General features: G+C 53.7%; 8 protein-coding genes. 3 read left to right on the top strand and 5 right to left on the bottom strand.

The features are described from left to right. The 4 genes from lacA to OGV80_RS02855 all read right to left on the bottom strand — a co-directional run bounded on the left by lacA (position 1) and on the right by OGV80_RS02855 (position 6,243). A complete protein-coding gene (gene lacA, locus OGV80_RS02870; protein WP_087053101.1) occupies positions 1-612 on the bottom strand; it encodes a galactoside O-acetyltransferase in 612 nt (203 codons plus the stop codon). A 29-nt stretch (positions 613-641) separates the two neighbouring features. After that, entirely contained in the window at positions 642-1,895 is a 1,254-nt protein-coding gene (locus OGV80_RS02865; protein ID WP_043015335.1) for an MFS transporter, read from the bottom strand. A gap of 57 nt (positions 1,896-1,952) precedes the next feature. Beyond that, positions 1,953-5,030, bottom strand: a complete 3,078-nt coding sequence (locus OGV80_RS02860; RefSeq protein ID WP_286513568.1) for a beta-galactosidase — start codon at positions 5,028-5,030, stop codon at positions 1,953-1,955. 121 nt (positions 5,031-5,151) lie between these two features. Continuing rightward, complete coding sequence (locus OGV80_RS02855) at positions 5,152-6,243, bottom strand: LacI family DNA-binding transcriptional regulator (RefSeq protein ID WP_286513719.1); 1,092 nt, start codon at positions 6,241-6,243, stop codon at positions 5,152-5,154. Between the two features lie 155 nt (positions 6,244-6,398). On the opposite strand from OGV80_RS02855, the gene OGV80_RS02850 reads away from it, so the two are divergent. After that, entirely contained in the window at positions 6,399-7,007 is a 609-nt protein-coding gene (locus OGV80_RS02850) for a class I SAM-dependent DNA methyltransferase (RefSeq protein WP_181230713.1), read from the top strand. Positions 7,008-7,042: 35 nt separating this feature from the next. On the opposite strand, the gene OGV80_RS02845 is transcribed toward OGV80_RS02850, so the two are convergent. Next, positions 7,043-7,618: a hypothetical protein gene (locus OGV80_RS02845; protein ID WP_200000224.1), complete on the bottom strand. Its 576-nt coding sequence runs from the start codon at positions 7,616-7,618 to the stop codon at positions 7,043-7,045. Positions 7,619-8,032: 414 nt separating this feature from the next. Between OGV80_RS02845 and OGV80_RS02840 the strand changes: the two genes are divergently transcribed. Continuing rightward, positions 8,033-9,670 carry a ShlB/FhaC/HecB family hemolysin secretion/activation protein gene (locus OGV80_RS02840; protein ID WP_231125754.1) on the top strand — a complete coding sequence of 546 codons (1,638 nt, stop codon included), beginning with the start codon at positions 8,033-8,035 and terminating at the stop codon, positions 9,668-9,670. Positions 9,671-9,682: 12 nt separating this feature from the next. Continuing rightward, the coding region (locus tag OGV80_RS02835) for a hemagglutinin repeat-containing protein (protein WP_286513558.1) at positions 9,683-20,778 on the top strand (11,096 nt) is incomplete at its 3' end.

Genomic DNA, 20,778 nt, shown 5'->3' with positions numbered 1-20,778 from the left:
TTAAATTGACGGATCCACTTTATAATTTTGGTAATAGTACTCTCTATCTCGTTCGTTAATGTTTCTTATTACCCTGCAAGGAACCCCCACGGCTACGACATCTGGCGGAATGTTTTTTGTGACCACGCTCCCCGCGCCAATAACGGAATTATCGCCAATCGTTATGCCCGGGTTGATGACTACGTTACTGCCAATCCATACGTTATTGCCGAGGATGACCGGAAAGGAAAACATCTCTCCGGATTTCCTTAATTCGTGGTGAACAGGGTGACCCGTTACCGTGATCGTGACGTTTGGCGCAATTAAAACGTTATCGCCAATGGTGACCGTGTAATCATCCACAATGGTAAAGTTAAAATTGGCATAGAAATTTTTGCCAATGTGAATATTGCTGCCGTAGGAGAAATAAATGGGGGGCTCGATCCACGCATTCTCTCCCACGGTGGCAAACATTTCACGAATCAGTCTTTCCCTCTTTTCAACCTCCGATGGACGCGTATGGTTAAATTCATACATTAACTCTTTTCCGCGCAGTCTCTCCTGCGGCAGTCCCTCGCCCATATCGGTAAACAGCTTGCCTGCTTTTATTCGGTCTCTTATCGACATGCTCATCGAAGATATTCCCTCTGTGTCATTGGTCTTCAGGCTTGTTTACTTGCTGGAGTGAAAACGCGGGAAAACGGTCCCGGCCCGCTAAGGGTGAATACGGAAATTAGCGTGAAGCTCAGCGCAATGATCCCCAGCACCAGATACGCCCCCTGGAAACCAATGCTTTCATACATTTTTCCGGCCAGAACTGACATGAAAATCATGGCTAACTGTTTGAAGAAGCAGAAACACACCAGGTAAATCGTGGCCGAGAAACGCACTTCAAACTGACTGGTGATGTATTTGAAGCAACCGACAATCAGGAACGGTATCTCGAACATATGCAGCGTTTTGAGGATCACGACCTCCAGCGCAGTGGTGGCAAATGATGAACCAATGATCCGCACCGACATGATCGTACCGGCCAGCAGCAGGGCGTTCTTTCCGCCGATGCGGTTCACAATCAGCGGCGCAAAGAACATGATCGAGGCGTTGAGCAATTCCCCCATCGTCGTGACGTAGCCAAACACGCGGGTACCCTGTTCGCCGGTGGCAAAGAATGAGGTAAAGAAGTTGGCGAACTGCTGGTCAAATACGTCATAAGTGCAGGAAACGCCGACCACGTACAGGGAGAGGAACCAGAGTTTCGGTTGTTTGAATAATTCCAGCGCCAGCTTAAGGCTGAATGCCGAGTTGTTGGCACCTACCGCATCCGCGACTTTTGCTGAAGAGGGGGCATCTGTTTTTGAAAAGAGCAGCAGCAATGCCAGAATGACCGCACAGCCAGAACCTAACCAGAAGACAAACTGGTTATTGATGGTGAACATAATTCCGGCAATTGAGGCGCACAGCGCCCAGCCCACGCAGCCAAACATGCGCGCGCGACCAAATTCAAAGTTGCTTCGGCGGCTGGCCTTTTCAATATAGGCTTCAATCGCCGGAGCGCCGGCATTGTAAATAAAGCCAAGATAAATCCCGCCGACAATCGAACCCAGTAAAATATTAACCTGTAATAACGGGCCAAAAACGTAAATAAAGAACGGGGCAAACATTACCAGCATTCCGGTAATGACCCACAGCAGGTGTTTACGCAGGCCAAGCTTATCGGAAAGCAGTCCGAAAATTGGCTGGAATAATAACGAAAACAGTGAAATACAGGCGAAGATTATCCCGGTGTCACCTTTACTGATCTGATTTACATCGTGTAACCAGATAGGGAAGAAGGGGAAATAGGCACCCATAATGAAAAAGTAAAAGAAGAAGAAAAAGCCGAACATCCAAAAGTTAGTGTTTTTTAAATAATACATAACAGACTTCCTCAGGAAAAATAAGGGCAGGTCATAACCTGCCCATTATTATTATGTTTAACCCCAGATAACCTGGTAGTGATAACGCCCGGCGCTCAGCTGAAATTCCGGCGACACGGAAGGACTCCACGAATCATCGCCGCCGACGCCCATATGGAAGCCATCAATATTGAGCCAGGTGCCCGCCTCAGGTTGCAGCAGATGGCGGTGGCTGGTTTCCATCAGTTGCTGCTGGCTAAAGCGGCTGATGTTGAACAGGAAGTCTCCGCGCCATTGGTGCGCGCCGTAGTGCAGTTCACGCGTGCCGCAGCGCAAACCGTTTTCGCCCGGGAAAACATACGGGGTGTACATCTCATCTAGCGACAGATCCCAGCGATCGAAACAGGCGGCACTCAGGCGATCCGGGTAGTTCTCATGCGGACCGAGACCTAACCAGTTCACTCGCTCTGCGACCTGCGACAGTTGGCAGCTCAGGCCGATACGGGCCGGATGCGGCGTACCGCTGGCAACGTCGACATCCACCGTTATTTGCATTTCACCCTTGCCGTCGATGCGGTAGCTTTTTCGGCTGACGAACAGCGTTTCACCCTGATACTGCCACGCATGTTCGGTGGCGATCAGTACCGCATTGCTCAGCGTGTCGGCAGCACAGTGCAGTAACGTTGCTTCGACCTGATAATGACCGGCAGCCTTCCAGCGTTCAATCCAGGCATTAGGGTCGATGCGGGTTGATTCGCTCACGCCGATATCGTTATCCAGCGGTGCGCGGGTGAACTGGTCGGTCAGTGGGGTTAACAGTTGGGCTGTATCGCCAATCCAGTACTGTGTCAGCAGGCCAGACTGACGGTCGAATTGCCAGCGCTTGTTATCGTTCTCAACGGTAAAGATGTTTTCGCTAACGTTAAGCTGTGGCGCGAAACAGTGAGTTGGCAGCCGTGCCAGGCTGAGTTTTTCTTCCAGCTTCCACTGCTGCCAGGCGCTGATATGCCCGGCGTCTGACCACGCGGTTGCCTGAGGTTGTTCTACGCGCACCGTCAACCACAACTGGCCTGCGGTTTCCGGCATCGGGACATCAGGCAGGGTAATCACCTGGCGGCCCTGTGGGGCGATATCCAGAACGATTTCTCCGGCGGCCAGCGGATTGCCGTCCTGAGCAATCGACCAGTGCAGAACTTCGTTATCGCTGCGGCGGAACAGATATTCGCTGGTCACTTCAATCTGGCGTTCAGCGCCCGGCAGTAACGTGAACTGGAAGAACTGCTGTTCATGTTTGGCCTCGTATAACGCCGGATGCGGAGTGCGATCGGCGAATACCAGTCCGTTCATGCAAAACTGACGATCGTTAGGTGTGTCGCCAAAGTCGCCACCGTAGGCTGACCATGCCTTGCCGTTATCATCATATTTAATCAACGACTGATCCACCCAGTCCCAGACAAACCCGCCCTGCAGGCGCGGATACTGACGGAACGCTTGCCAGTATTTGGCGAAGCCGCCAAAACTGTTGCCCATGGCGTGGGCGTATTCGCAGAGGATCAGCGGACGCTGCTCGCCGGGCATCGACAGCCATTTTTTAATCGACCATTTGGGGACAGCGGGGAAGGGCTGATCCTGATCTACGCGGGCGTACATCGGGCAAATAATGTCGGTCGCCGCGGTATTTGCGCCGCCGCCTTCATATTGTACCGGGCGTGACGGGTCTGCTGATTTTATCCAGCGGTAGAGTGCGTCGTGATTGACGCCATGGCCGGATTCATTGCCCAGTGACCAGATGATAATGCTCGGATGGTTGCGATCGCGTTGTACCATGCGCGTGACGCGCTGGCTCATGGCAGGCAGCCAGGCGGGATCGTCGGTGAGGCGGTTCATCGGCACCATGCCATGGGTTTCAATGTTGGCTTCGTCGACGACATACAGACCGTAGCGATCGCACAGGGTGTACCACAACGGATGGTTCGGGTAATGGGAGCAGCGCACGGCGTTAAAGTTATTCTGCTTCATCAGCAGAATATCCTGCACCATCGTCGCCTCGTCCATCACCTGGCCGTTGACCGGATGGTGCTCATGACGGTTGGTGCCGCGAATCAACAGCGGCTTACCGTTAAGTAACAGCAGGCCGTTTTCAATACCAACCTGACGAAAGCCTACGTCACAGGCTTCCGCTTCAATCAGCACTCCGCCCGCGGTGCGTAACTGCACAACGCCGCGGTACAGATTGGGGGTTTCGGCACTCCACAGCGCCGGCTTTTCGACGTTCATACGCAGGGTAACCCGGTCATGATAAGCGCCGCGTTCATCAATAATCTCGCTGCCGAGTGGGGAGGTCGTTTCGTGAGTGAGCGTTTCACCTTCCCACAATTGCAGGGTGACGCGTAACTCTTCGCTCGCGTTGCCCGCCACTCTGACTTCCGCCTCCAGCACGGCGCGGCTGAAGTCGTCGTTAAAATGGGTGTTAATACGCAGGTCGCAGATTTGCACAGTGGGCTTATGCAGCAAAGATACGTCGCGAAAGATCCCGCTCATGCGCCACATGTCCTGGTCTTCCAGATAACTGCCGTCGCTCCAGCGCAGCACCATCACGGCCAGACGATTTTCGCCGCGTAACAGATAATCGCTAAGATCGAACTCCGATGGCAGGCGGCTATCCTGACCGTAGCCGACCCAGCGGCCGTTGCACCACAGATGAAACGCGGAATTGACGCCGTCAAAAATAATGCGTGTCTGACCTTCATCTAACCACGCGTCTTCAATATTGAATGTGAGCGAGTAACATCCTGTCGGGTTCTGTGCCGGAACGTACGGAGGATTAACCGGGATTGGGTAGGTGACGTTGGTATAAATTGGCGCATCGTAACCGTCCATCTGCCAGTTAGAGGGAACGTTGATAGTGTCAGCCTGTGGCAGATCGCTTGTCAGCCAGCTTTCCGGCACTGCTTCCGGCGCGGGAAACCAGGCGAATTGCCACTGGCCATTCAGCGAACGTAACTGAGTCGAGCGCTGATTAGTACGCGCATCATCCGCTGAGCGCCAGCTACAGAACGGCGGGTGCGCCTCCAGACGGTTGAGCTGCGAGACGCCGGGATTTTCCCAGTCGCGACGTTTCAGAACAGCGGAGAGTGAATCAGTGTTCAGGTTCATAACGGTATCCTGTTTGAATTTGTTATTCGCTCACAATTTCAATCAAAATACGAATAAGCGACCCCAACTGTAAAGGATAGGGCGTTCAATGAGTGAACTGACTCACACAATTGTTATGCGTTCACAATTTTGGTGTGAGCTGAGAAACTTGCCGTGCCAGCTGGATCAGTGAATCTGCCAGCGCCTGGGGAGAGGTGGTTTGGGTATCGGGTGGCAGAACCGTTTTGCGCTTAACCAGGGTTACGGGCAGCAGTTGGTTGCCCACGGTCGATTCGCCACGGGGAAGTTGCAGCAGCCTGTCGACGCTGGTTTCACCCAATAACGGAAAATCTTGCCTGATGGTGGTCAGCGGTGGAATGTAGCAGGCGCTGTCCTCAGTGTCATCGTAGCCGATCACTGAGATATCCACCGCCACCCGCAGACCAAACTCGCTGATTGCCCGCATCGCGCCCAGCGCCATCTGATCGTTCGCGACCAGCATGGCGGTGGGGAGGTTACCGTCATTAAGCATATGCAGCGTTTGCTGAAAACCAGACATCGCGCTCCAGTCGCCTTCCAGCTCCGCGGTGGGTTTCAGCTGGTAGTGCGCCAGATATTTGTGCCACCCCGCATGCCGAAGCCTTGCCGAAACCGAAGTGTGTGGCCCGCTCAGCAGGGCGATCCGTTGATGTCCGTGCTGCACCAGATGCTCAACACCGAGGCGCGCGCCGTCGTCATGGGAGAAAATCACGCTGTTAATTGGCGTCTGGTCAGAGACATCAAGAAACAGCACCGGCACCGTACCGCAGGCGGCAGCCACGGCAATGGCGTCTTCTTCATCCAGTGGATAGTTGATGATAAGCCCGGTTACGCGTTGAGAAAGCAGGTTATGAACCGCGGCTTTGCATGCCTCAACGCCGTTGCGCTCGACCATGGCGATCACCACGCTGGCACCGGACTGGTCAGCGCGGGATTTTATGGCGGCAACGATTTGCGACGGGGCATGCAGGGCAAGGTTCGCCGTCACGACGCCAATCAGCGGCGTCTGTTTTCCCGCCAACTGTTGTGCGACGCGGTTAGGGATGTAATTGAGCTCCGCCATCGCGGCCTCAACTTTCTGTCGGGTTTTTGCGGAAACGTGGCTGGCCTGATTCACGACGCGCGAGACGGTCTGGTAAGAGACTCCTGCATGGTCTGCCACATCGTATAGCGTTACCGGTTTCACGTTTATCACCCCTTTCATGACGTTATCTGCGCGCTATGATGCCACAGCGGGACGGTTTTGGGGGATTTGCGCATGGGTTCTGCGAGGCGCATTCCAGGGTTGCGCCTCGTGTGCTGGAGGATTTATCGTCGTTGTGCTTAACAGAATAAAAAAGTGAGGACATTGTGAGCGATTCTGCGGCAAATAATATTCTGTCCATCTACCGACGCCATGCGGATGCCTTTGCCAGTCAGCGCTCACGCGCCCTGTTCGAGAAAAGCTGGCTGGATAAGTTCATCACCGTGATGGGCGGGCAGGGCAGCATTGTGGATATTGGCTGCGGCAACGGTCAGCCGATTGCCGGTTATTTTATCCAGCAAGGCTTTCAGCTTACGGGCATTGATGGTTCTCAGGCGATGCTGGCCCGCGCCCGGCACTCATTTCCCGCACAGCGCTGGCTGGAGCAAGATATGCGCGAGCTGGTGCTTAACGAGACGTTCGACGGCCTGATCGCCTGGGACAGTTTTTTCCATCTAACCCAGCAGGACCAGCAAAAGATGTTCCCGATCTTTGACCGCCTCAGCCATCCCGGTAGCGCGCTGATGTTTACCAGCGGTACGGACAACGGCATTGCCATGGGGCAATTTGAGGGCGAGCCGCTGTTTCACGCCAGCCTCGCGCCGGACGAATACCGCGCATTGCTGTCAGCGTATGGCTTTGCGGTGGTCGAGATGATGATGGAAGATCCGCAGTGCGCCGGACATACCATCTGGCTGGCGCAAAAAAGAGGCTAAATCTCAAAGTATTATTCTGAAGTGTTTTTTTAAATCTACCGGAACTTGAGGGCTAGTAGGTTGTTTATTGTTTTATCCAGCGCAGATCCTTTTATTGGAGGGCATATTTCAGCATACTCTTTTACGTATTTCTGGCATGTGTTGACGACTTCTGGCTGGGGGAAAAAATATGCGGCGACTGAGAAATGGGAAAAAATTATTGAATAGAAAGTAATGCCAAGCCCCTGCGTCAAATATTCAACATCTTTGATACGCTCTGTTCCACAAACTGAGGGGATTTTTTTTATAACAGTGTCGTATCTGTCACGAAATTGTTCGTTAATAGTAGGGCAGGTTTCAGGGGAGGAACTGTTAAATGCCGCTATATCTATTTGCGCTGAGTAATCTTTCCCTTCTATTTTGGTTAGGACCATTAAAACAAAAGGTATGATTGTTAGAATAATTGAGGTGGTTGCTAAAAAAAGTTGGTATTGACTGTATTCATCGGAACGAAATTTATTGATGGTATAAATAGACAATAAAAAACTCAGGGTTGCAATAAAACCATTGAACATTGCCAGAGTAAGGAAAAAAAGAACGATCGCGGAAGGCTTAATTATTCTGGTATTCATTTTTAATTATTCCATGTCTTTCAATACTATTACTTTACGACAATTAAGTTAAGCGATAATAGTACAATTTCCAGGTATTGCGTATTCCGCTTATTTAGTTTCAGGGGAGGGGGGACTTTTGGCACGATGCGTGTGGTGTCATCCTGGAGCGTTGTCCAGAAGATGAATGTGGGCAAATGGGCGACTAGCGATGAGATTGGGCCAACAGAGTAAGAATAATTTAATTTAAAAATATAAAAAATCCTAAAATGCAATAGGAATGAAGTGAAAAAGCACTTAATGTCTTTACTTTTGTTTACATTTTGTGCTTTTTTAAAATGGTCGACTGTGCTTTGCAGTCAAGTTCGCTTTCGTACTTTTTTGGGGGTTGGGGTGACGTTCAGGGATGAAAGAAAGTTGGCATTACTGATTGGGATGTTAATTTTGCCGTTCACAACTGCTTCTGCCGCACCACTCTCTCCTGCGGATCGTAATACCATTCAGCAGCAACAGCAGCAGCTACTTAATGAAAACCAGCGTCAGCGTGAAGAGCTGGAGCGTAGCGTTACGTTGCCTGAAACCGTAACGCCGAAAACACCAGCCCGGGCTGAAGGGCCGTGTTTTATGATTTCGCGCATTGATATTGACGGCGCAACGAAGTTGTCCGCCGCTGCCTCGGCAAAGCTTATCGCGCCGTGGGTGAATCAATGCCTGGATATTCCCCGGCTGACGGAACTGACAAATGCAATTTCCGACTGGTATATCAGTCGAGGCTATATCACCAGTCGTGCCTTTTTAACCGAACAGGATCTCTCATCCGGGGTGCTGCATATCGCGGTGCTTGAGGGGAAATTGCAGCAAATACGTCTGGAAGGCGTCCCATCGCGCACTCTGCTGATGACCTTTCCCGGAATGGAAGGAAAAATTCTCAATCTGCGTGACATTGAACAGGGGATGGAGCAGTTGAACCGCGTTCGCCAGACGCCGGTGGAAATTGAAATTTTGCCGGGCAGTCAGCAAGGGTTCTCAATAGTTAACCTCACCGCCACGCCAGAATTTCCACTCAATGGTTCAGTAAGTTTTGATAACAGCGGGCAAAAGAGCACCGGAACCGGGCAACTCAGTGGTGCATTATTTTTCAATAATATGCTCGGCCTGGCAGATAAATGGTTTATCAGCGGCGGACGCAGCAGCGATTTTTCCAGTAGCAAAGATGCGCAGAACTTTGCAGCCGGTGTGAGTATTCCTTATGGCTACGGACTGCTTGATTACAGCTACAGCTGGAGTAACTACCTCAGCACTATTGATAACAATGGTTATGCCTGGCGTTCCACTGGTGATAGCGAAACCCATCGGTTGAACGGATCCTGGGTTTTGTTTCGCAATGGTGATGTCAAGACCGCTGCATCGCTGGGTCTCACGCATCGAATTAACCGTAACAGATTGAATGATGTCCTGCTGGAAACCAGTAGCCGCAAGCTTTCCAGCGTTTCGCTGGGCATCAACCATACGCAAAAAATTGCTTCTGGCGTTGCGACGTTTAACCCTTCATTCACCCAGGGCGTGCCGTGGTTTGGCGCAGAGGATGACAACGATAAACAGGGGGATGTGCCAAGGGCGGAATTTCGCAAATGGAGCGTCAATGGCAGTTTTCAGCGCCCGTTGGCAGAAAAACTGTGGTGGCTTAGCAGCGTCTATTTTCAATGGTCTGTGGACCGACTCTACGGCAGTGAACGCCTGACGCTGGGCGGAGAAACCTCCGTTCGCGGTTTTAAAGAACAATACATTTCTGGAGATAACGGCGGCTACTGGCGCAACGAAGTGAATTATTCGCTGTTTACGCTGCCGGTATTCGGACAGATTGGCGCGATGGCGGCATTCGACGGCGGCTGGCTGAAACAGGATAGCGTTGACAGGTATGCCTCTGGCACGTTGTGGGGGGCTGCGCTGGGATTAACCAGCTCAGGTCGCTGGTTTTCCACTCAGTTTACCGTAGGAACGCCAGTTAACTATCCGGACTGGCTGGCCCCGGATCATCTCAATGTGTATTACCGCGTTGCGGTGGCATTTTAAGGAACAAGGGTGATGAAAAAGGATCCGGTTCGTTTTTCCCAGCGTTTGCTAAGCGGCATGTTGAGTTTCCTGCTGGCTACCCAACCACTGCTTCCGGCGATGGCTGCCGTCATCACGCCTGAAGGCAATACGCAGATGGATAAAGCCGCCAATGGTGTTCCGGTGGTGAATATTGCCACGCCGAACCAGTCCGGGATTTCACACAATAAATATAACGACTACAACGTGGGAAAAGAGGGGCTGATCCTTAACAACGCGACCGGGCAATTTACCCAAACTCAGCTCGGCGGCATTATCCAGAATAACCCAAACCTACAGCCAGGAAAGGAAGCTTCAGGGATCATCAACGAAGTTACCGGCGCTAACCGTTCGCAACTGCAGGGCTATACCGAAGTCGCGGGGAAAGCCGCCAACGTCATGGTCGCTAACCCCTATGGCATTACCTGTAATGGTTGTGGATTTATCAACACGCCTAACGCCACCCTGACCACTGGTAAACCTGTGTTGGACGCCAATGGCAACCTGCAGTCGCTGGATGTAAGCAAGGGCAGTATTACCATCGAAGGTAAGGGGTTGGATGGTAGCCAGAGCGATGCAGTGTCGATTATTGCTCGCGCCACGGAAATCAATGCTGCGCTACACGCCAAAGATTTGACAGTTATCGCTGGGGCGAATCGCGTTGCGGCGAATGGCCAGACGAGCCCGCTAAATGGCGAAGGAGAAGCACCGAAAATCGCGGTTGATACCGGCGCGTTAGGCGGCATGTATGCTAATCGAATTCATTTGGTCTCCAGCGAGAAAGGGCTGGGGGTCAACCTCGGGAATCTGAATGCCCGTCAGGGTGATATCACCCTCAATGCTAACGGGAAATTAACGATCGGCAACAGTCTGGCAAATGGTGGCCTTTCTGCCATGGGCGAAGGCGTCACGTTGACCGGTAGTCATAAGACCGCAAGCGGGATGACCATCAACAGCACCGGGGCGTTAGCGCTACAGGATGCAAATCTCTCCAGCGGCGCAAACGTGCAGTTGGGTAGCGATGGCAAGGTGACGATCGATGGTGGCGGGATTGCCGCAGCTGGCGAGTTGCAGGTGGCTGCTAAACAGGATGTAGCCGTTGCTGCAACCACCCTGGTTAGCCAGAAAAACACCTCACTGCGCAGTGACGGCTCGCTGACAGTCACCGACGGCAACCTGACCAGCAAAGAAAAACTGGATGTCGAGGGTACTCATGGACTGACGCTGACCCGTTCCACGCTGGGTAGCGATGCTGATGTTAGCCTTAACAGTAACGGCGATCTGTCGGCGAAAGGGGGATTGCTCTCAGCAGGTAACGGATTAACGCTGAAGGCGCAGCGCATAGCACTGGATAACGCCAGCAGGGTCGATGCGAAAGGCGCATTAAGCCTGACCGGTAGCGAAATGAACAACCAGGGACAGGTTAATGCGGGAGATGCTTTATCTCTCTCCGGTGACCTCCTCGTTAATGGTGGTCAACTGGCGGCAATCGGCAGTCTTGATACTTCTGTCAGCAGCCTTAGTAACACAGGTCTGATGCAGGGTAACAGCGTATCGGTCCGCAGCGGGTCGCTGGATAATATGGGCACGCTGGCGAGCGGCAGCCAGCTTTCAGTTCAGACGGCATCGCTCAACCAGCAGGGGATCCTGAGCGCGAAAAACGATGCGGATATCCGGGCAGATGTCACGCTGCGTAATAGTGGAAAGTTGCTCTCTGATGGCACTCTAACGGTGCAGGCCGCGTCAGTTGAACAATATGGCGTCCTCTCTGGCAACCAGGGGGTAACGCTCAATGCTGAAAACCTCACTGCCGCGAAAGATTCATTGATCGCCGGGCAACAAGACATACGGTTAAACGTTACGCAAAACCTTAACCTGAACGGTCAGGTTAATGCCGCCGGTGCGCTTAACGTCGGCGCAAAGCAACTGACTACCGGCAAAGACGGTCATTTACAGAGCGGTCTGGACCTTGCGATTACCGGCAACAGCGTGATGCTGGACGGCGTACAGGCGGCGAAAGGTTCGCTGGATGTGACGGCTGACAGGCTCAGTCATGGCGGGAAATCCACCGGGGCACGCGTTGGTTTCAGCGCACAGCAGTCAGTTGATAACCATGGCGAACTGTTGGCAGACACCCTGACGCTCAGCGCGGCGACGCTGACTCATAGCGGCAGCGCCAGCGCTGAACGCATCTCGATTATTGCACCTGAACTGCTGACCAGCAGCGGCTCTCTGATAGCCGACACGCTAACTCTCCACAGTCAGCATGTTGTGAATAGCGGTCTGATGCAGGGCAACGCGGCAATGGACCTGCAGATTGATAAGTTAGATAACCTTAGCGGCGGCTCGCTCTATGCCAGGCATTCTCTGGCGTTGGATATACCGTATCTGACCAACCATGGGCTGATTACCACCGACGGTTCATTGCATCTCAACGGCCGCCAGTTGGTTAACGGCGGAGAAATTAACGGCGTTAATCTGCAAAGTGAATATGCGACGGTAAAAAACGAGGCCGCGGGGCGCCTGCTGGCGGACACGTCATTATCTGTTAACGGACAGCAGACAGATAACCTCGGACTCATGGCTGCTGATACTCTCGCGCTGAACAGTCAGGACGTGAAAAACGACGGGAATGTGTTGTCGGTGGGTGAATTGAGCCTGAAGAGTCAGACCCTGCACAACACCGGCTTGCTGCAGGGCGGCACGCTGAATCTGGAAGCAAATACGTGGCAAAACAGCGGTAATGCGTTGGGTGAAACGGGGGTAACGGCGACAGTACACGACGCGTTCACTAACCAGGGCAAGGTACTCAGTCAACAAGGTATGACCGTGCATGCCGCCAGTGCGAATAACAGCGGAATGCTGGCGGCGAAGGTGCTGGCATTACACGGCGATCTCAGCAACAGTGGGATCCTGCAGGGGAATCAGACGCTCGCCTGGGATGGCAATCGCTTCACTAACCTTGCTGGTGGGCAGGTGACCAGCGGTGAAGATCTACAGCTTAGCGGAAAACGTTTCGAAAATGATGGCCAACTGGAGGGCCGTACGGCGGCGATTAGACTGGATAACCTGCGCAATAGCGGCAGCGTTCAGGCACTGGATAGCCTGAAAATTAAGGCTAACGGGCGACTGGATAACCAGGGATCGCTGCGCAGTCTCAACCTGTTCGAGTTGGCTGCGGCGCAGTTGTTTAACGACAAAACGATTGCAGCAAAATCCCTTAGCATTTCCGCGCCGGAGCTTATGAATAACGGCATTGTGCAGGGTAATTCGGCGCTACAGCTCACCACCCGCAATCTGTTCAATGGCCAACAGGGGCAGTTGGTTAGCGGTGCGGGGCTGGATTTAGGCCTCGATTCGCTGGAAAACCACGGTCTGCTGCTGACAAATACCAACTTCACGCTGCGCGGCAACACATTAATTAACGCCGGTGATATTCAGGCCAATTCCCTGGACCTGACGCTGGCAAACTCAGTTGAAAACCAGGGTAACCTGGTGGCGAAACAGGGGGCGTCGATAAACACCGCCTCTCTGGATAACCGCGGTACGCTGGCGGCGAAAAGTGTCACTCTGGATGGAAAATCCATCCGTAACAGCGGTCTGGTTCAGGGTAATGACAGTACCTCGGTTTCTACGAATAACTTCACCACGGATGCTACAGGTAAATGGTTGGCCGGTAATGCGCTGTTGGTGCATACCGGTGCGATGGAAAACGCCGGCGTACTGCAGGGAAATACCCTGACATTCACTGCCGACTCGCTGAATAACAGCGGCGTGCTTAACGGTTTACATGGCCTGGAAGGCAAGCTATCCGGGCGACTTACTAACCCCGGACACATTCAAAGTGGCGGCGCGCTGGCGCTTACGGCTGATGATATCAACAGCGCCGGACGTATTGCCGGTGACAGGCTGACACTTGCAGCCTCGACGTTAAACAATTCAGGCCTGTGGCAGGGGACGAACGGGCTTGCGCTGTCTGGTGATGTTCTCACGACGGGTACAACCTCCCGTACGCTGAGCGGCGGCGCGTTGACCTTTGATGCTGGCAATATAACGACGCAAGGAACGCTGCAGGGGCAGCAGCTTACGCTGACCGCTGATAACTGGCTGCACAAAGGATCGCTGATAAGCCTGGGTAATCTGACGGCTACTGTAAACAACGGCCTTACCACATCAGGCGATGTGATGAGTCATGGCGGAATGTCACTAACCGCGCAGCAGCTTGATAACAGCGGAAAACTGCTCAGCGAGAGCGACGTAACGCTCGACGGCGCACAGTTCGATAACAGTGGCACGGTACAGGGAAATACCCTGACCCTGCAGCAAAACCGGATCCACAATCAGGGCACGCTGACCGGCCTGCAAAGCCTGACGCTGGAGGCTCGTCAGCGTCTGATGGCGCGAATGGCGATGGCTTCACCGCAACAGGAATTGATTAACGCAGCAGGTGGTTCACTGCTGACGCAGGGGGCGCTGAAACTCACTTCTGGCGATGTGACGAATAATGGCACGTGGCAGGGACAGTCCGTTCTGCTCAGTGCGCAAACGCTGACAAACAATGGGGCAATACAAAGCGCCGACGCCCTGCAACTTACGCTCGCAAATAACCTGACTTCTGCGGCTGGCAGCAAAATTACCGCCCTTGGTAACGCGACGCTACAGGCGCTTTCTCTGACTAACTCCGGGCAATGGACGGCGAAAAATCTTACGCTGAAGGGGACAACCCTTGATAACAGCGCGGCGATTAGCGGCGTAAATGCGCTCACGCTTGCCATGAACGGCGCGGTCAGGCAGCAGAAAGCGGGCAGTATGCTGAGCGGCGGCGCGTTGGATCTGACTGCGGCGTCAGTCACCAACGAGGGTAAAATTCAGGGTGCGACGCTGGGCATGACGACCGGCGCATTGACCAACAGCGGAAGACTACAAGGGGATAATGGCGCAACGCTGTCGCTGAGCGGTGATTTGATAAACCAGGCTTCCGGGGAGATTGTCAGCCGCCAGGGGCTGACGCTTTCTACGCCAGTGCTGTCCAACTACGGTTTGATGCAGGGCGGTGGAGAGACTCATCTTAACGCCACAACTCGCGCGCTCAATGACGGCAAACTACTTTCCGGCGCGGGGCTGACGCTGACCACGGCGCAGTATTCCGGCGCAGGCTGGTTACAGGCGACAAATCTCATTCTGAATGCGACAACGGCCACCAATGACGGTAACTGGCTGGCCGATAGCGCCACGCTTGCAGGGACCCGGTTTACCAACCAGGGAACCGCGCAGGCCGGTCAACTGTCGGTGAAATACGAGCAACTGACGAATAACGGTACGCTGTTAGGGAACTCGCAGCTGAGTGTGAATGCTAGTGAAGTTAATCAGAATGCGGCCGGGAAACTGTTCAGCGGCGGCGACCTGTCCGTTGAAAGTCGCGGGCTGGGTGCGTTGGGACAGGTGGTTGCGCTGGGTAATCTGACGCTGAAACTGGTGAATGGTTTTACTGCGCAAAGCGCGTTTGCCGCGGGTAAAACGCTGACCATTACCAGCGATGGCGCTATCGACAACCGTAGCGTGCTTCAGGGGCAATCGCTCAACCTGGCTGCGGGCGGACAGCTCAGCAATAACGGGCAAATTACAACGGGCAACGGTGCGAGCCACCTCAGTGGCAGCAACGTGGCGCTCAATGCCGCCGGAACGTTACAGGGCGGTGGCGATATTACGCTGACCAGTCGCGGTAATATTTCAGTCGCTGGTTTCACCGGAACGCGTGGCTCTCTGACGCTCAATGCACCGGGCGCCATCGTCAATACGGCGCTGTTGTACGCGGCAAATAATCTGGCGCTTTATGCTAACACCATCACCAACCAGCGCGGCGATATCCTCGCGGGCAACAATCTGTGGATGCAGCGAGATGCTGCGGGCAATGCCAACAGCGAAGTGGTCAACACCTCCGGCAATATCGAAACCCAGAACGGTGATATCACCATCAAAACAGGACATCTGCTGAACCAGCGGGATGGGTTGAAAACAAACCAGACACAAATAGCTGGATCAAACAGTATTCCAGGGATAGGTGATGCGACAATAAAAGTTGATATAAGCGAATTACCGTCAGGCTCCTATGGTGTTAATGGTTATTCCTACACAACAGAATCAGGAGCCTGTAACGCACATGGAGCCTGTAGCTACCACCATTATTATCAGTATTACTACGCGCCGTTCAAAGATACCGCGACGCAAAAATTCATTTCCAGCCAGGTAAAAACAGAGGTTTCCAGCTCTGGCGGCGCAGCTCGTATTTCATCAGGGCGAAATCTGTCAATTGGCGCAAACACGCTGGATAACGCAGCCAGTACTATTCTGGCAAATAATAATATCGACCTTTCAGGAAGCACATTAAATAACCAGAGCTGGCAGTCCGGGACGCTTACTGATTATCTGGTTTATACCTATACCCCAGAGAAATACTCACGTCAGAAATTTGCCGTAAATAATATAGATGTGTTACCTCCGCGTTATAACGAGGGGAGAAACAGTAAAGGTGAAACTATTGTGCTTCCTAAAGAACGCACAATAACATTTACCCTGGAAGGGCATGACCGGGTTCAGGAAGGGGGAGAAACGTACCGTTCTGTGATTCAGGCGGGCGGTAATGTAAACGCCAGGTTTACTGCTTCTATTGGCAACGAAAACGCAACCTCTGGTGGGGGACGGGTTAGCAATACCATCGTTACCCCGACCCTCAACACCCTCAGCAACCAAACTATCAGTAATGGGGTGCAAAAGCAGGCACTGGCTGGCAATGACACGGTGAGCGTCAGTTCCCCACAGTGGAACGATCGACTGCATGACGCATTGCAGCAGATTAACGGCGGAGGCTCGCTGGAAAGCGGTGGCGTATCAGACTCTACGCTCAACCCTGTTTCTACCACGCAGAAAGGTAACGCCAGCCTCGGTCAACTCAATGGCCTGATTAACCCAGGCGAGAAGGGCGTGAATGCCGCCGGGCAAAATCAGGGCAAAACGGTGGATACCAGCGCGTATCCGTTACCTTCCGGAAACAACGGGTATTTCGTCGTCTCTGACGATCCGAAAAGCCCGTACCTGATCAACGTTAACCCGAAACTGAACGGTCTTGGTCAGCTCGATCCCAGCCTGTTTGGTGATTTGAATGCGATGCTGGGTATCAAACCTGGCGAAGCGCCGCGTGAAACCAATATTGCGTATACCGATCAAAACCAGTTCCTGGGATCGGCCTATATGCTCGATCGTCTCAAACTGAACCCGGAATATGACTACCGCTTCCTCGGTGATGCGGCGTTTGATACCCGCTATGTCAGTAACGCCATGCTGAATCAGACGGGAAGTCGATATATCAACGGTATTGGTTCTGACCTTGATCAGATGCGTTATCTGATGGATAGCGCTGCCAGCACCCAGCAGTCGCTGGGACTGAAATTTGGCGTGGCGCTGACGGCCGATCAAATAGCGTCCCTTGAGCACAGCATGCTGTGGTGGGAAGCCGCGACCGTCAACGGTGAGACGGTAATGATACCGAAGCTGTATCTCTCGCCGAAAGATATCACAGTGAACAACGGTAGCGTCATTGCCGGGAATAATGTTCAACTGACCAGCGGGAATATCACCAACTCCGGCAGTACGCTGTTGGCGAGAAACGATCTCACTCTCGACAGCCAAAACAGTATTAACAACCTTAACAATAGTCTGATGCAGGCCGGGGGCAATCTCGACCTGAGCGCGAGGGGTGACATTAATAACGTCAGCTCCGCCATCAGCGGAAAAACGGTGGCGCTGGAAAGCCTGGGCGGCAACATCAATAACCTGACGCTGGCGGAACAGATTGATGTGAGTGCCAGGGACAAATACCGCAATGTGAGCTTTAAAGATACGTTGCTGGGGTCTACGGCATCCATTACCGCGCAGGACGGATTGTCGCTCTCGGCAGGCAAAGATATCACCGTTACGGGCGCCAATCTCTCTGCGGGCGGTTCATTGTTGATGGAGGCGTGGGGAGATATTGCGGTAAATGCCAACCAGATTAACGATGCACGGAGCCACTCCGGACGCTGGATAACCGAGACTAGCCGTTCGTCAGTGGACTGGCAGGGTAGCACCATCAGTTCGGGCGGTAAGCTCGGTATCAATGCCGGGAATAACCTCAACGTCACCGCCAGCGATGTTAACGCGGGGGGGAATGCTCAGCTTACATCGGGTAACGATCTCAATCTGAATGCGGCCACCACTCAGCAAAGTAGCCGTAACGGCGGCAGTGAATCGCACAGCACAGGGCTTTCCCGTACCACCGTGTCAGCGGGTGACAACCTGGTGTTGAAAGCGGGCCAGGATATTAATTCCCATGCGGCCGGGCTGGCTGCGGAGAATGATGTCGGTCTCCAGGCCGGGCGTGATGTCAACATGCTGGCTGAAGCAACGACAGACGGCGACAGTTATCGTGCGAAGAAGAAAACCGTGGTCAATGACGCCGTACGCCAGCAGGGAACGGAAATTGCCAGCGGCGGCGACGCCGTCATTATTGCCGGGCGTGATGTAAACGCACAGGCAGCGGATGTTACGGCGCAGGGCGATATCGGCGTAACGGCAGGCCGGGATGTGAATCTTACGACCGCCACAGAGAGCGATTATCACTACCAGGAAACCACGAAAACCAAAAAAGGATTCCTCAGTAAAAAGACTACCCATACGATTGAAGAAGACAGCGCTACGCGGGAAAAAGGCGCGCTGCTGAGTGGGAACAATGTGACGGTCGCCGCCGGGAATAACATTCTGGTACAGGGCTCAGCCGTTGCCGGTGACGGCAATGTGGCGCTGGGGGCTGGCAACAATGTGGATATCGTTGCTGCCACCAATACGGATACCTCATGGCGCTTTAAAGAGACTAAAAAGAGCGGTCTGATGGGGTCGGGCGGGATCGGTTTCACCATCGGTAGCAGTAAAACGACGCACGATCTGCGCGAACAAGGCACCACCCAAAGCGAGAGCTTCAGCACTGTCGGCTCAACGGGGGGCAACGTCAGTATCACCGCAGGCCAGCAGGCACATATCGGCGGAGCGGATATCATCGCCCAGAAAGATATTGCTGTTCGCGGCGACAGCGTACTTATTGAACCGGGTCATGACAAACGCACCCGTGATGAGAAGTTTGAGCAGAAAACCAGCGGACTGACGGTGGCGCTGTCGGGGGCTGCTGGCAGTGCGGTGAACAGCGCGGTTTCAGCAGCGCAGGGGGCAAAACAAAGCAGCGATTCCCGACTGGCGGCACTGCAGGGCACGCAGGCAGTGCTCTCCGGAGTACAAGCCGGCCAGGCCGTGGCTCTGGATCAGGCGAAAGGGACCGCTAAAGACAATACCAATACGATAGGTATTAGTGCCTCTCTGGGCTCACAGTCCTCAAAATCGACCTCCCATAGTGAGCAGGATTCAACGACGGGAAGTACTCTGAACGCAGGCAACAGCGTCAATATCACGTCCACAGGTAGCGATATTACTATTGCTGGTAGTGAAGTGAAGGCCGGTAAGGATGTGGCACTGGATGCCGCCCGGGACGTGAATCTCATCGCTTCACAGGATACGCAACTGACAACCGGTAAAAACAGTAGCAGCGGTGGCAGTATTGGCGTGGGTATCGGCGTGGGCTCTGGTGGTGCGGGGATCAGCGTCTCGGCGAACGCCAACAGCAGCAAAGGGCATGAGAAAGGCAACGGTACCTGGCAGAATGAAACCACGGTGGATGCGGGTAATCAGGTCACGATACACAGCGGGCGGGATACCACGCTTGCTGGTGCGCAGGTCAATGGCAAACAGGTGACGGCGGATGTAGGCCGCGATCTGACGATAACCAGCACACAAGATAGCGACCACTACGACAGTAAACAGAACAGCGTGAGCGGAGGAGTGGGGTACACCTTCGGCGCGGGGACCGCTTCCGCAAGTCTTAATGCCAGCCGCGACAGGATGAAGAGCGACTTTGATTCAGTGCAGGAGCAGAGTGGCATCTTCGCGGGAGACGGTGGCTTTGATATCACAGTGGGCAAGCATACCCAACTGGATGGCGCGGTCATTGCTTCTACCGGTTCGGCGGATAAAAACAGTCTGGATACGGGCACGCTGGGCTTTGGCGATATCCACAATCAGGCAGATTACAAAGTGGAGCACCAGGGGGGAGGGATCAGTACAGGGGGCAGTATTGGTCAACAGTTCGCGGGTAATCTGGCGAACGCCCTGATTGCCGGAGGTGGCAGCAGTGGGCATGCGGAAGGAACAACGCAGGCGGCGGTGAGTGAGGGGACGATAACGGTTCGCGACACGGAAAATCAGAAGCAGGATGTCGCCGGTCTGAGCCGTGATGCGGAGCATGCAAACGGCAGCATCAGTCCGATTTTTGACAAGGAAAAAGAGCAGAAGCGCCTGCAGGAAGTGCAACTGATAGGCCAGATAGGTAACCAGGCGGCGGATATCGCGAGGACGCAGGGTGAGATAAATGGCCTGAATGCGGGTAAAAAAGCGCTGGCAAAGGAAGGTATTCCTGAGCCGGATGTGAACGCCAGTGATGAAGAAAAAGCAAGATACCAGACGCAACTACGGAACTCAGCGGCATATAAGACCGAGCAGGCAAAATACGGCACGGGTAGCGATATTCAGCGGGGGATTCAGGCTGCCGTAGGCGCTCTGCAGGGGCTGGCTGGCGGTGATATTGGCGCGGCGCTGGCGGGTGCATCGGCACCGGAGCTTGCCAATATCATAGGTCATAAGGCGGGCCTCAATGAGGATGATATCGCGGCTAAAGCCATCGCGCATGCGATACTGGGCGGCGCTGCGGCGGCTATGCAGGGGAACAATGCAGCAGCCGGAGCGGCTGGCGCAGTGGCAGGAGAGCTTGCTGCGAATGCGATACTGAAAACGATGTATCCGGGCAAGCACGTCAGCGAGCTGGATGAAAGTGACAGGCAGTTAGTCAGCAATCTTGCGACTATCGCATCGGGGCTGGCAGGTAATCTGGCCGGTGGTGATTCGAAAAGCACGACAACGGGTGCGCAGTCTGGTAAAAACGCAGTTGAGAATAA

The organism is Citrobacter sp. Ce119, from assembly GCF_030334525.1.
In the GTDB taxonomy this organism is placed as follows: Bacteria; Pseudomonadota; Gammaproteobacteria; order Enterobacterales; family Enterobacteriaceae; genus Citrobacter; species Citrobacter europaeus.
The sequence above is the reverse complement of the archived record's forward strand: the minus strand, read 5'-3'. Positions and strand labels throughout refer to the sequence as shown.

Excerpts from the sequence above, each read along its gene's own strand:
- lacA (WP_087053101.1), bottom strand. The coding sequence starts at position 612 with ATGAGCATGTCGATAAGAGACCGAATAAAAGCAGGCAAGCTGTTTACC.
- OGV80_RS02865 (WP_043015335.1), bottom strand. The coding sequence starts at position 1,895 with ATGTATTATTTAAAAAACACTAACTTTTGGATGTTCGGCTTTTTCTTC.
- OGV80_RS02860 (WP_286513568.1), bottom strand. The coding sequence starts at position 5,030 with ATGAACCTGAACACTGATTCACTCTCCGCTGTTCTGAAACGTCGCGAC.
- OGV80_RS02845 (WP_200000224.1), bottom strand. The coding sequence starts at position 7,618 with ATGAATACCAGAATAATTAAGCCTTCCGCGATCGTTCTTTTTTTCCTT.
- OGV80_RS02840 (WP_231125754.1), top strand. The coding sequence starts at position 8,033 with ATGTTAATTTTGCCGTTCACAACTGCTTCTGCCGCACCACTCTCTCCT.